Annotated in this window: 15 protein-coding genes; 10 read left to right on the top strand and 5 right to left on the bottom strand. The window is 59.4% G+C overall.

Going from position 1 to position 13,032, the window contains the following annotated elements:
* From A7D21_RS36045 to A7D21_RS10465, 5 genes are all read left to right on the top strand, one after another.
* Nucleotides 1-229 (top strand): hypothetical protein (locus A7D21_RS36045; protein WP_218188678.1); only part of this gene is annotated, 229 nt, incomplete at its 5' end.
* 19 nt (nt 230-248) lie between these two features.
* Nucleotides 249-1,136, top strand: coding sequence for a threonine/homoserine exporter RhtA (gene rhtA / locus A7D21_RS10480; protein ID WP_069551663.1), 888 nt, complete (start codon nt 249-251; stop codon nt 1,134-1,136).
* A gap of 165 nt (nt 1,137-1,301) precedes the next feature.
* Nucleotides 1,302-1,583, top strand: a complete 282-nt coding sequence (locus tag A7D21_RS10475; RefSeq protein WP_053255332.1) for a hypothetical protein — start codon at nt 1,302-1,304, stop codon at nt 1,581-1,583.
* A gap of 114 nt (nt 1,584-1,697) precedes the next feature.
* Nucleotides 1,698-2,429 carry an SDR family oxidoreductase gene (locus tag A7D21_RS10470; protein ID WP_069551662.1) on the top strand — a complete coding sequence of 244 codons (732 nt, stop codon included), beginning with the start codon at nt 1,698-1,700 and terminating at the stop codon, nt 2,427-2,429.
* A 36-nt stretch (nt 2,430-2,465) separates the two neighbouring features.
* The gene (locus A7D21_RS10465) at nt 2,466-3,056 is read left to right on the top strand and encodes a 2-hydroxychromene-2-carboxylate isomerase (RefSeq protein ID WP_069551661.1); all 591 of its coding nucleotides are present in this window, start codon (nt 2,466-2,468) and stop codon (nt 3,054-3,056) included.
* Between the two features lie 62 nt (nt 3,057-3,118).
* Here A7D21_RS10465 and A7D21_RS10460 read toward each other — a convergent pair whose 3' ends face one another.
* The 3 genes from A7D21_RS10460 to A7D21_RS10450 all read right to left on the bottom strand — a co-directional run bounded on the left by A7D21_RS10460 (nt 3,119) and on the right by A7D21_RS10450 (nt 6,640).
* Nucleotides 3,119-4,927, bottom strand: a complete 1,809-nt coding sequence (locus A7D21_RS10460; RefSeq protein WP_053255329.1) for an aminopeptidase P family protein — start codon at nt 4,925-4,927, stop codon at nt 3,119-3,121.
* Between the two features lie 49 nt (nt 4,928-4,976).
* Nucleotides 4,977-6,137, bottom strand: coding sequence for a cysteine desulfurase family protein (locus tag A7D21_RS10455; protein ID WP_053255328.1), 1,161 nt, complete (start codon nt 6,135-6,137; stop codon nt 4,977-4,979).
* A 233-nt stretch (nt 6,138-6,370) separates the two neighbouring features.
* Complete coding sequence (locus A7D21_RS10450) at nt 6,371-6,640, bottom strand: hypothetical protein (RefSeq protein WP_053255327.1); 270 nt, start codon at nt 6,638-6,640, stop codon at nt 6,371-6,373.
* 398 nt (nt 6,641-7,038) lie between these two features.
* On the opposite strand from A7D21_RS10450, the gene msuE reads away from it, so the two are divergent.
* The 4 genes from msuE (at nt 7,039) to A7D21_RS10430 (ending at nt 11,205) form a co-directional block, all read left to right on the top strand.
* Entirely contained in the window at nt 7,039-7,602 is a 564-nt protein-coding gene (gene msuE / locus A7D21_RS10445) for an FMN reductase (protein ID WP_053255368.1), read from the top strand.
* 9 nt (nt 7,603-7,611) lie between these two features.
* Nucleotides 7,612-8,754 carry an FMNH2-dependent alkanesulfonate monooxygenase gene (gene ssuD, locus A7D21_RS10440; protein WP_069551660.1) on the top strand — a complete coding sequence of 381 codons (1,143 nt, stop codon included), beginning with the start codon at nt 7,612-7,614 and terminating at the stop codon, nt 8,752-8,754.
* A gap of 148 nt (nt 8,755-8,902) precedes the next feature.
* Entirely contained in the window at nt 8,903-10,090 is a 1,188-nt protein-coding gene (locus A7D21_RS10435; protein ID WP_053255325.1) for an acyl-CoA dehydrogenase family protein, read from the top strand.
* An 11-nt stretch (nt 10,091-10,101) separates the two neighbouring features.
* A complete protein-coding gene (locus A7D21_RS10430; protein ID WP_053255324.1) occupies nt 10,102-11,205 on the top strand; it encodes a sigma-54-dependent Fis family transcriptional regulator in 1,104 nt (367 codons plus the stop codon).
* On the opposite strand, the gene A7D21_RS10425 is transcribed toward A7D21_RS10430, so the two are convergent.
* Entirely contained in the window at nt 11,194-11,559 is a 366-nt protein-coding gene (locus tag A7D21_RS10425) for an antibiotic biosynthesis monooxygenase (protein WP_053255323.1), read from the bottom strand. The genes A7D21_RS10430 and A7D21_RS10425 overlap by 12 nt on opposite strands.
* A gap of 100 nt (nt 11,560-11,659) precedes the next feature.
* Here A7D21_RS10425 and soxR point away from each other — a divergent pair, with 100 nt between their 5' ends.
* A complete protein-coding gene (gene soxR / locus A7D21_RS10420; RefSeq protein ID WP_069551659.1) occupies nt 11,660-12,109 on the top strand; it encodes a redox-sensitive transcriptional activator SoxR in 450 nt (149 codons plus the stop codon).
* Between the two features lie 124 nt (nt 12,110-12,233).
* On the opposite strand, the gene A7D21_RS10415 is transcribed toward soxR, so the two are convergent.
* Nucleotides 12,234-13,004 (bottom strand): MetQ/NlpA family ABC transporter substrate-binding protein, encoded by a 771-nt coding sequence (locus A7D21_RS10415; protein WP_069551658.1) that lies wholly within the window; start codon nt 13,002-13,004, stop codon nt 12,234-12,236.
* Nucleotides 13,005-13,032 lie beyond the last annotated feature (28 nt).

The following is a 13,032-nucleotide window of genomic DNA, read 5'->3' as shown; positions in this document are numbered from 1 at the left end:
CTCGCATAACTCTTTGTTTACCAAGGAGTTTTACGTTTCGACTGCGCCGGAAGTGGGGCGAATTATAGACGTCCAGAATCTGCCGTCAACCGTTTATTTGGATTCTCTATCAAACAATCGAAAATCTACAAACCGCTTCTATGAAGAACGCCAAAACCCATCAGCTGAGCAATATATTGCTCAAACCCAGCCAGTTAAGCATCATATGCGTTCTGCTTCTCTACTATGACTTCGGACGAACACCCCCAATGACCACCCCACCGCGCAGCCTGGCCTCGGCATTGTTTCCTGTCGGCCTGCTGTTGATCGCCATGGCTTCCATCCAGTCCGGTGCCTCGCTGGCCAAAAGCATGTTTCCCATCGTCGGCGCACAGGGCACCACCACCCTGCGCCTGATTTTTGCCAGCGTAATCATGCTGCTTCTATTACGCCCATGGCGCGCCAGGCTGACGGCAAAGTCCCTGCGCACAGTCATCGTCTATGGAATGGCGTTGGGCGGCATGAACTTCCTCTTCTATATGTCATTGCGCACAGTCCCTTTGGGCATCGCGGTAGCGCTGGAATTCACAGGCCCCCTCGCCGTGGCTATCTACGCCTCACGCAGAGCTGTGGATTTTTTATGGATTGGCCTTGCGATTGCGGGCCTTCTGTTGCTGATCCCGACGGGCGAAGCCAGCAGCGGTATCGACTTGACCGGCGCCGCCTACGCATTGGGCGCAGGGGTGTGCTGGGCACTCTATATTTTGTTCGGCCAGAAAGCCGGCAATGACAATGGCGTGCAAACTGCGGCACTCGGGGTAATGATCGCTGCCTTGTTCGTAGCACCGATCGGCATCGTGCATGCCGGCAGCGCATTACTGACGCCTGCGCTGATTCCCGTCGCGCTGGGTGTTGCCATTCTATCCACTGCCCTGCCCTACACCCTGGAAATGGTCGCCCTCACTCGCCTTCCTGCCCGCACCTTCGGTACGTTGATGAGCATCGAGCCCGCATTCGGCGCGCTCTCCGGCCTGTTTTTCCTGCAAGAACACTTGTCCCTCGCGCAATGGATGGCGATCTCTTGCATCATTCTGGCCTCCGTCGGCGCCACGCTGACCATGCGCAATGAATCCAAACCACTGGTGCCAGCCGATTGATCGTCATCGCAGGTAGCTCTGGTATTTGCCGCTCATTTAGGCCATGTTTAGGCCGTAAGCGAATGTCTTTCATGGAGAATTTCGACACGGACAGCTGAACGCTACAATCGAGAGCGCGTAAAGCCTGCATCGAGCCTTTTTGCGAAGCGGCTATTAAGGATAGTGATGAAAAGAATTTTGATACTGTTAATGGTCGTGGGCATAGCAGGCTGCGCTGCGACCACCAAGACAGAAGTGAAACGCGGCAAAAAAGGGCTACATATCAACTGTTCTGGCCTGTCCTCCTCCTGGGACCAGTGCTACACCAGTGCAACCAATTCCTGCGGTGCCAAGGGCTACCGGGTTATCGCCAAGTCCGGCGACAACTCCGAAGAGCCGGGGGACTATCCTTTCGGCATCAACCCGGCCGGCTACACCAGCCGCAGCATGATCGTCATCTGTAAATGACCGCCCGAGCAGTCCCCCCCCGACTGCTCCGCCCTTCTTAAATTCCCACCCCAACCGGCCATTCGCGACGCCACGGCTACACTCCAGCTCGACAATCGAGCCAATGGAGTTGCCATGACACATAACAAGAAAATCGTATTGGTAGTGGGTGCCGGTGATGCTACCGGCGGCGCCATTGCCAAGCGCTTTGCCCGCGAAGGTTACGTGGCCTGCGTCACCCGTCGCAGTGCCGACAAGTTGCAGCCCCTTGTGGACAGTATCCAATCGACGGGGGGTGAAGCTCATGGCTTTGCCTGTGATGCACGTAAAGAGGAAGACGTGATCGCACTGATTGAACAGATCGAAACCGAGCTGGGGCCCATCGAAGCGTTCGTGTTTAACATCGGCGCCAATGTGCCATGCAGCATCCTGGAAGAGACCGCCCGCAAATACTTCAAGATATGGGAGATGGCCTGCTTCTCCGGTTTCCTGAATGCTCGCGAAGTTGCCAAACGTATGGTGACCCGCAATAGAGGCACGATCCTGTTCACCGGCGCCACCGCCGGTTTGCGCGGAGCAGCCGGATTTGCCGCATTCGCCGGCGCCAAGCACGGCATCCGCGCCCTCGCGCAAAGCATGGCGCGAGAACTGGGCCCCAGGAATATCCACGTGGCCCATGTGGTGGTCGACGGTGCAATCGACACTGACTTCATTCGCGACAATTTTCCGCAGAAATACGCCCTGAAAGATCAGGACGGCATCCTCAATCCGGAACACGTCGCCGACAACTATTGGTACCTGCACAGCCAACCACGTGACGCCTGGACCTTTGAGCTGGACCTGCGTCCCTGGAATGAAGCCTGGTAAGCGCTATCCCCCCAATAATAAGCAGCGAGTATCGCCATGAGTAAAACCCTGGAGTTCTTCTTTGACCTCGGCAGCCCGGCCACTTACCTGGCCTATACCCAATTGCCTGCCTTATGCGCCGAAACCGGCACGCAACTGGTCTATCAGCCGATGTTGCTGGGTGGCGTGTTCAAGGCCACAGGCAACGCCTCGCCAATCACCGTGCCGGCCAAAGGTCGTTACATGTTCAATGACTTGGCGCGGTACGCAAAACGCTACAACGTGACGCTCAAGTTCAACCCGCACTTCCCCATCAACACCTTGGTGCTGATGCGCGCCGTTACCGGTATTCAACTACGTCAGCCAGAACGCTTCCAGGCGTTTATTGACTGCCTGTTCCGCGCCATCTGGGTTGAAGGCCGCAACCTGGGCGATCCCGCGGGGGTGGCTGCGGTTCTGACCGAAGCAGGCTTCGACCCTGACGAAGTGCTGGCCCTGGCCAATGATGAACGCACAAAAACAGCGCTCAAGGACAAAACCGAAGAGGCTATTCAGCGCGGCGTTTTCGGTGCGCCCAGCATGTTTGTAGGCAATGACATGTTCTTCGGTCAGGACCGTCTGGATTTTGTGCGCGAAGCGCTCAGCTAGGCGTTGAACGCCCACCGCCCTTGAACGCCGCTTGCGAGCACTTCGCAAGCGGCGCATGCCGATCAAATAGCCGCGGTACGCACCTGCAGCCACTCCAATGCAGCACCGTTGAGCAACGGGCTTAAACGCTCACGCACTTCGGCGTGGTAGGCGTTGAACCACGCGCGTTCGTCCACCGTCAGCAACGATGGCTCCAGGCAACGCGTGTCGATTGGGCACAAGGTCAGCGTTTCAAACTTGAGGAACTCACCGAACTCGGTCTTGCCGGCTTCACGGTTCAATACCAGGTTCTCAATACGCACACCCCAGCGACCTGGGCGATAAGTGCCCGGTTCAATCGAAGTAATCATTCCCGGCTGCATCGCGGTCTGTGGCGCAGTGGCGGCCTGGTAGGCGATCACCTGCGGGCCTTCATGCACATTCAGGAAATAGCCTACGCCGTGGCCCGTACCATGGCCGTAGTCCACACCTTCAGCCCAGATCGGCGCACGCGCAATCGCATCCAGCAACGGCGACAGAATGCCCTTGGGGAAGTGTGCACGAGACAGCGCAATCACGCCCTTAAGGACCCGCGTGCAGTCGCGCTTCTGCTCCTCACTCGGCGTACCGATCGGCACCATCCGCGTGATATCGGTGGTGCCGCCGAGGTACTGGCCGCCCGAGTCGATCAACAGCAAACCATCGCCCTCGATCAGCGCATGCTCTTCTTCAGTGGCGTGGTAATGCGGCATCGCGCCATTGGCATTGAATGCAGCAATGGTGTTGAAACTCAGCGATACATAATCGGGGCGACGGGTGCGTGCCGCCGTCAGGTGTTCGTCGATAGTCAGCTCGGTGATGCGCTCGCGGCCCAACGCACCGTCCAACCAAGCGAAGAATTCGCACAGCGCCGCACCATCCTGCTCCATGGCCCGGCGAATATGCTCCGCGTCAGCCAGGCTTTTGCGGGATTTGGCCAGCGTAGTCGGGTTCAGCCCCTCGACCAGCTTGACCCCCGCATCGAGATTCTCCAGCAACCCTGTGGTCACGCGAGCCGGGTCAACTTGCAAGCTGGCACCCGACGGCACGGCACGCAGCGCATCAGCCACTTCGCTGTAGTCGCGCAAGGTCACACCATCCTGCTCCAGGATTGCGCGCAGTTGCGCGTCGACCTTGCTCAGCGCGACAAACAAAGTGGCCTGCTGCTGATTGATCAGGGCAAAGGACACGAACACCGGGTTGAACGACACATCACCGCCACGCAGGTTGAACAACCAGGCGATGTCATCCAGGGTGGCGATGAAATGCCAGTCGGCGCCCTTCTCTTTCAAGCTGGCGCGCAGCGCGCTGAGTTTTTCGCCGCGGCTGACGGTGGCCTGCGGAGGCAGGTGTTGGTAAATCGGCTGGGACGGTAACGCGGGACGGTCGTGCCAGACTTCATTCAGCACATCGATATCGGTACGCAAGCGCGCGCCGCGCTCCGTCAGCTTGCCGCCCAGGGTACGCGCCGAGGCCACGGCCATCACCGCACCATCCACCGCCACCACAGCGCCTTGCGGAGTGTTTTCAGCCAGCCACTCCAGCGGGCCAGGTTGGCCCGGTTGCAACTTCACCAACTCGATACCACTGCCCTTGAGTTCCTTGGTCGCCTGCTCCCAATAACGGCTGTCGGCCCAGACACCGGCGAAATCTGCGGTGACAATCAACGTCCCCACCGAGCCATAAAACCCGGACAACCACTGCCGCCCCTGCCAGTAACCCGGCAAATACTCGGACAAATGCGGGTCGGCCGACGGCACCAGCAGGGCGTGGATACCCTCGCGGCTCATCAGTTCGCGGGTCAGCGCCAGGCGCTGGGGAACGGATCCATGGGTCAAAGGCTGAGTACTCATTGTGTCTCCTGCTAACCACTAATAATTGTTATGTGCTGCGAATGAAAAATCAGACGGACCAGAATGCCGGTGCACTGGCGAGTGCGGCCTTGATCAATTGCACGGCTTGGTCGATGTCCTGTTCGGTGGTAAACCGACCCAGGCTCAAGCGAATGGTGCGGCCCGCGCTGCGTGCGTCATGGCCCAGGGCCAGAAGCACGTGGGACGGCGCATTGCTCGCCGAGTTGCACGCCGAGGTTGCCGAAAAGGCGATGCCTGCGCTCAATGCGGCGGAATTGAACTCACCTTCACTGAACGTGAGGCTGAGCGTATGGGGAATGCGTTGTGTAGGGCTGCCATTGAGGCGCACACCCGCCACCGATTCCAACTGATCCAACAGGCGCTGACGCAAGGCGACGATCGTGGCCTTTTCTGCAGAGAACGACGCTGCCGCCAGGGCGAACGCGGTGCCCATACCCGCAATCTGGTGGGTCGCCAGCGTCCCGGAGCGCAACCCACCCTCGTGACCACCGCCGTGAATCTGCGCCAACACTTTCTGTTGCGCACGCGGGCCGACATACAGCGCGCCAATGCCCTTGGGACCGTAAAGCTTGTGGGCGGAAAACGACATCAAATCCACTGGCCACTCAGCCAGGTCGATCGCTACCTTGCCCGCACCTTGCGCCGCATCCACGTGCAGCAGCGCGCCATGCTCACGCACCCGCGCGCCGATGGCGGGGATATCGTTCAGGGTGCCCAGCTCATTGTTCACCAGCATCAAGGACACCAGAAAGGTGTCTTCGCGCAGCGCCTCGCTGACCGCTTCGGCGCTGATCAGCCCTTCGGCATCAGGCACCAGGTAGGTCACGGCCACCCCGGCTTCCTGCAGTTGCCGCGCGGTGTCCAGCGTGGCTTTGTGCTCGATCTGGCTGGTGATGATATGCCCACCCGCCACCCCACGCGCCTGGGCCACACCCTTGATCGCGAGGTTGTTGGACTCCGTAGCGCCGGAGGTCCAGACGATCTGCTCGGGTTGGGCACCGACCAACTCGGCCACCTGACGGCGCGACTGTTCTACCGTTTGCCGGGCGGCTTGGCCGAACGCATGGGAACTGGACGCAGGGTTACCAAAGTTGGCATTGAAGCCCAGGCACTCGACCATCACCTGGATGACCCGCTCATCCACCGGCGTGGTGGCGGCGTAGTCGAAATACAACGGACGTTTATTCATGACGTTTAAGACTCGCAGAGCGTATTCCCAAGAGCAGTGTCTCAGGGGCATCGACCGGAACAGAGGTCGTCAGGTTTAACCGATCGAATGCCATTAAAGAAGGACCACTTTATTTAAATGTGCGTAGGAACGCTCCTGAAATCCAGCTTAACAGGCTGAAGTAACCCCATGGCAAACAAAAAGCCCGAGGTTCCTTAAGGGAATCCTCGGGCTTTTTACCGCTCGGCGCGAACTCAACTGGGACGACCATGCAACACCACACTGCGTTCAGCGTTCATTTCACCCTGGTGATCAAAGCCGAAGGGCTTCGGTGGCTGGCCGGTGAGTGCAGCACGCTGCTGCTGATACTCATCAAACGACAGGCCGCGACGGCCCAAGGCTTCCAACGCCAACTGCTTGGTTTCTTCTGCGGTGTAGGGGCGCGATTCGGGCGATGGATGGGTCGCACAACCGGCGAGGACGGAGCTGACAACTATTAAGGAAACAGCCAGAAAATGCTTCATGGTGGAGGCCCTGCGAAGGAGGTTTCGAGTCAATGAACACAGGCTACTCCCGCCCTCGCACGGTGAAAAATCACCCGCCGTGATAGTCGCTATCAACCATTAAGGCATCCTCGATAGCAGGCAATACATATTCCTTTAAGATCTATAAATATGGAAATACGTTCATTTACGGAATAAACGTAACCCTCTATAACTGCCTGCACAGCGAACGACACTGTTCGCCCTGCAACTGTTGCTCACGCAACAGTCATTCAACAAAACACCAGGTCGACAACAGCAACTTTCTCAGCAGTGAGCGCGCAGCCTATGTAAATCAAGGCTTGCAGCCGTTGGTACGGCGCTTGCTCAAGACGTTTCACTTCTCTTGCAATGAACCACTGTTGAAAAAGGAACTGTTTATGACCCGTCCCCTGAATGTTGTTGCCCTCTCCGGCGGAACCTGGCGCCCATCCCGCACATTGGTGCTGACCCAAGCCGTACTGGCCGAACTGGCGAGCCTGCTGCCAATCCAGACCACGCTGATCGAACTGGGTGACATCGCCCGGCCTTTGGGCGGTGCCCTGTCCCGTGATGAACTGCCGGCCGAGGTCGAAGCCCAACTGTTGGCCATCGAACAGGCCGACCTGCTAGTCGTTGCCGCACCGGTCTATCGCGGTTCCTACCCGGGCTTGCTCAAGCACCTGTTCGATCTGGTCGGCCTGAACGCGCTGATCAACACACCGGTGTTGCTCGCGGCCACTGGCGGTAGCGAACGCCACGCACTGGTCCTTGATCACCAACTGCGCCCGCTGTTCAGCTTCTTCCAAGCGCTGACCCTGCCGATCGGCGTGTACGCCACTGAAGCCGATTTCACCGATTACCACATAACCAGTGAGCCCTTGAAGGGCCGTATCCGCCTTGCCGCAGAACGCGCAGCGCCACTGTTTGCTGCGCACTCTCCTTCTCTGCTGAAAATCGCTTAAGGATTTGTCATGGATGTTTTCTGGTTTCTGCCAACCCACGGCGACGGTCATTACCTGGGCACCACCCAAGGCGCACGGCCGGTCACCCTCCACTATCTGAAACAAGTCGCACAAGCAGCTGACAGCCTCGGTTACTACGGCGTGTTGATTCCTACCGGCCGCTCGTGCGAAGACTCCTGGGTTATCGCCTCGGCGCTGGTACCGCTGACTGAACGCCTGCGTTATCTGGTAGCGATCCGCCCGGGCATTATCTCGCCCACGGTCTCGGCACGCATGGCCGCTACCCTGGATCGCCTGTCCAACGGCCGCTTGCTGATCAACGTGGTGACCGGCGGCGACCCCGACGAAAACCGAGGCGACGGCAGTTTCCTCGACCACAGCGAACGCTACGAAGTCTCCGACGAGTTCCTGCAGATCTGGCGTCGTGTGTTGCAGGGCGAATCGGTGGACTTCGAAGGCAAGCACTTGCGCGTACAGAACGCCAAGGCCCTTTACCCGCCGGTGCAGAAGCCGTATCCGCCGCTGTACTTCGGCGGTTCTTCCGACGCCGCCCACGACCTTGCCGCCGAACAGGTGGACGTGTACCTGACCTGGGGCGAGCCGCCCGCCGCCGTTGCGGAAAAACTCGCGGATGTCCGCGAGCGTGCCGCGCGTAAAGGCCGCACCGTGAAGTTCGGTATCCGCCTGCACGTGATCGTGCGCGAGACCGAAGAAGACGCCTGGAAAGCCGCCGACAAACTGATCGAGCACATCAGCGACGACACCATCGCAGCGGCGCAAAAATCCTTCTCGCGCTTTGACTCCGAAGGCCAGCGCCGCATGGCCGCCTTGCACGACGGGCGCCGCGACAACCTGGAAATCGCCCCCAACCTGTGGGCCGGCGTCGGCCTGGTACGCGGCGGTGCTGGTACGGCACTGGTCGGTAACCCGCAGCAGGTCGCCGAGCGCATCAAAGAGTACGCCGACTTGGGCATCGAGAGCTTCATCTTCTCCGGCTACCCGCACCTGGAAGAAGCCTATCGCTTTGCTGAGTTGGTGTTCCCGCTGTTGCCGGAACCCTACGCCAGCCTTGCCGGGCGTGGTGTCACCAACCTCACGGGCCCGTTTGGCGAAATGATTGCCAACGATGTGTTGCCCACAACCAAGGCCTGAGCGCGCTGAGTCTGCTTGATGTGGGAGCGGGCTTGCTCGCGAATGCGTCCGTTCAGTCAATTCATTTGCGATCTGACACACCGCTTTCGCGAGCAAGCCCGCGTCCACCTTTGGCCTTCTTTGCCCAACCGATATTGAGGAACATCGTGTGACAGCCAAACCCCACAGCGTGCTGCCATCGCCATTGCAGACCGCCAAACTGCTGGCCGCCGAATTTGCCCTCACCGCCGTCGAACGTGATGAGCGTGGCGGCACCCCGAAAGCCGAACGAGACGCCCTGCGCCAAAGCGGCCTGCTGGCCCTGAGCATTCCCACCCAATACGGTGGCCTCGGCGCACGCTGGAGTGAAACCCTGGGTATCGTTCGCGAGTTCGCCAAGGTCGACAGCTCCCTCGCGCACGTTTTCGGTTTCCACCACTTGATGCTCGCCACCGTGCGCCTGTTTGCGCGCCCGGATCAATGGCAACCCTGGTTCGAACAAACCGCCCGCAAAAACTGGTTCTGGGGCAATGCCCTCAACCCGCTGGACACACGCACGGTGGTCAAGGATTTTGGTGGCTGGCGTGAATTCTCCGGCAAGAAGAGCTTCTGCTCCGGCGCCAGCGATTCGGAAATGCTGATTGCCTCTGCCGTGGATGACAGCGCTGGCGGCAAACTGCTGATTGCTGCCATCCCCAGCGGTCGCAGCGGCATCACCCTGCACAATGACTGGAACAATATCGGCCAGCGCCAGACTGACAGCGGCAGCGCCAGCTTCGAACGGGTACGCGTCGAGGAGTCGGAATTGCTGCTCGACCCAGGCCCACTGAGTACGCCGTTCGCCTGCCTGCGCCCACTGATCGCACAGCTGACCTTCACGCATATGTTTCTCGGCATTGCCGAGGGCGCGTTTGAAGAAGCGCGCAACTACACCCTGACCGAAACCCGTTCATGGCATAAATCCTCGGCCGACGACGTACGCCAGGACCCTTATGTTCTGCACCATTACGGCGAGTTCTGGGTGGCCTTGGAAGGCGTGCGCCTGCTGGTGGAACGCGCTGCCGATCTGCTCGATCAGGCCTGGGCCAAAGGCCCTAACCTCAGTGAACACCAACGCGGCCAACTGGCCATTGCGATCGCCACCGCGAAAGTCGCCGCCACGCGCCAAGGCCTGGAGTTGTGCAGCCGCCTGTTTGAAGTCACCGGCGCGCGCTCCACCCACGCCTCGCTGCGCCTGGACCGCCACTGGCGCAACCTGCGCACACAAACCTTGCACGATCCGGTGGACTACAAGCTCCACGAACTCGGGGACTGGGCGTTGAACCATTCCCTGCCAATACCGACGTTCTACTCTTAAGAGAGGTGCCCATGCAGCTTTTAACCTTACCGCCCTCGCCCGCCCTCGCGACGTCGATTCGCGCCACGGCCCAAGTCTTCGAAGACCCGAAATCCCAGGCGCTGCTCGACCACATCCAGCAAGTGGCGCCCAGCGAGGCCAGCGTGCTGATCATCGGCGAGACCGGCACCGGTAAAGAGCTGGTAGCGCGTCACATTCATAACCTCAGCGCACGGCGCAACCGACCGTTCGTGGCGGTGAACTGCGGGGCGTTTTCCGAATCGCTGGTGGAGGCCGAGCTGTTCGGCCATGAAAAAGGCGCCTTTACCGGCGCGCTCAGTGCCAAGGCCGGTTGGTTCGAAGAAGCCGACGGCGGCACGTTGTTCCTGGATGAGATCGGCGACTTGCCGATGGCGATCCAAGTCAAACTGTTGCGTGTATTACAGGAACGCGAGGTGGTGCGCCTGGGCTCGCGCAAGAGCATCCCCATCGACGTGCGCGTGCTGGCCGCGACCAACGTGCAACTGGAAAAGGCGATTAATGCCGGGCATTTTCGCGAAGACCTCTACTACCGCCTTGACGTCGTCAGCCTTGAGCTCAGCCCGCTGCGCGAGCGCCCCGGCGACATCCTGCCGCTGACCCGGCATTTCATTGAAGCTTACAGCCAGCGCCTGGGCTATGGCCCCATCACCATCAGCCGCGAGGCCGAACACAAGCTCAAAAGCTACAGCTGGCCAGGCAATATTCGCGAGCTGGAAAACGTGATTCACCACACCCTGCTGATCTGCCGCAACGGCGTGATCGAACGCGATGATCTGCGCCTGTCGAACCTGCGCATCGAGCGTCAGGACGACAGCCAGCACACCAGCGATAACAGCGCAGAAGCGTTGCTGGCGCGCGCGTTTCAAAAGCTGTTCGAGGAACAGGCCGGCGCCCTGCACGAAAAGGTCGAGGACGCGTTATTGCGCGCCGCCTACCGCTTCAGCCATTACAACCAGGTGCACACCGCCAGCCTGCTGGGCTTGAGCCGCAACGTCACGCGCACACGCCTGATCAAGATCGGCGAGCTGGCGGTGAACAAGCGCCGCCCTGGGGAAAACGTGCAAGGTGAGCGGATGCTGCACCTATCCATTTAGGCGGCAGTGCAAGGCGTTGTCATGGCTGCGCTCAAAGCTGCGCAGCACCTGGAACGAACCAAACGTCACCGCCGTGGCCTGGTGAGCGCGGATCAGCGTCCAGAAATCTTCCTCGCCGTGCTCAAAACATTCAAACGCCGCCTCACCGTCCTCACGGGAACGCCATTGCAGGTAATTGAGCACCCGCCGCCCGTCCTCGCTGACCTGCACACTCGCATTGATAAAGCCGCCATGGCCTTGGGCCAGGCGCTCGCTTTGGATGGACAAGGCCGCCACCAGGGCAGACTGCTGCCGGGGCTCGATCTGAAACTCGATCAATTGAGTGAAGCTGCGACTCTTCTCTGATACCTGCATGAACACTCCCCTTTCTCTGTAGGCAGAATCTTGCGATTCGATGCCACGCAGGGTAAAACCTCTAGTTAAGTCAAGGTCAAGCATTGATTCGGAGTTTTTCATGCTCAACAAAGCACTCACCGTCGGCCAACTGGCCGCCCGCAGTGGCGTAGCGGTCACGGCGCTGCACTTCTATGAGTCCAAGGGGCTGATCAAGAGCAACCGCAATGCGGGCAACCAGCGCCGCTACCCACGGGATGTGTTGCGGCGGGTGGTGGTGATCAAGATTGCCCAACGCTTGGGGATTCCGCTGGCGACCATTGGCGAAGCATTGCAGACCTTGCCGAATGAGCGCACGCCTACGAAGCAGGATTGGGAACGTCTGTCCGCGCTGTGGCGAGAGGACCTGGACGATCGCATCAACAAATTGTTGCTGCTGCGCGACAAACTCAGTGGGTGCATTGGGTGTGGGTGCCTGTCGTTGGACGCGTGCCCTTTGCGTAATCAGGATGATCAACTCGGCGAGCGTGGGCCGGGTGCCCATTTGCTGGACCCCACCACCGCATCTTGACTTGGGAATGCGATCAATGTGGGAGCGGGCTTGCTCGCGAATGCGTTGTATCAGTAACAAAATTGTTGGCTGACACTCCGCATTCGCGAGCAAGCCCGCTCCCACATTTAGTGATTTGCCAGGCTCAGAAGCCTGGGGCAATCTGGCCTTTGTAGCGCGCCAAAATGAACTGGCGCACTGCCTCGGAATTCAACGCCTTGGCCAACTTCTGAATACCCGGGTCGTTGATATTGTCCGGTCGCGCAACCAGGTACTCGACGTACAGCGATTTACCCTTCTCCACAATCAACGCGCTGTTGGTATCGATCCCCGCTTCCAACGCGTAATTGGCAAACACAAACGCCAAGTCCACCTGGCTCACCGAGCGCGCCAGCAAGGCGCCTTCCAGTTCGCGGATTTTCAGGTGCTTGGGGTTCTGCGCGATATCGCGCGGTGTGCTCAAGGTGTTGCTTGGATCCTTGAGTTTGATCAGCCCGGCTTCATCCAGCAGCACCAGCGCGCGCCCGGTGTTGACCGGGTCGTTGGGGATCGACACAGTGGCGCCGTCCTTGAGCTCAGCAATGTTTTTGATCCGCGTCGAGTAAGCACCAAACGGTTCGATATGCACACCCACCACCGGCACCAGGTCGGTGTGGCGAGTCTTGTTGTAATCATCCAGAAACGGGCGGTACTGGTAATAGTTGGCGTCGATGTTTTTCAGCGCCAATTGCTGGTTGGGCTGGATAAAGTCGGTGAAGACTTTGATTTGCAAATCCACACCTTCCTTGGCCAATACCGGTTTGACGAACTCGAGGATTTCCGCGTGAGGTACAGGGGTCGCGCCCACCACCAATTTCTCGTTGGCGAACGCATTGAACGACAGGACAGCAGCCAAAATGGCCAGGGACTTTTTCATGCATGCTCCAAGGTTAGCTTTATAAGAA

The sequence above is a fragment of the Pseudomonas sp. AP19 genome (genome assembly GCF_001728855.1).
Classification (GTDB): Bacteria; Pseudomonadota; Gammaproteobacteria; order Pseudomonadales; family Pseudomonadaceae; genus Aquipseudomonas; species Aquipseudomonas fluorescens.
The sequence above is the reverse complement of the archived record's forward strand: the minus strand, read 5'-3'. Positions and strand labels throughout refer to the sequence as shown.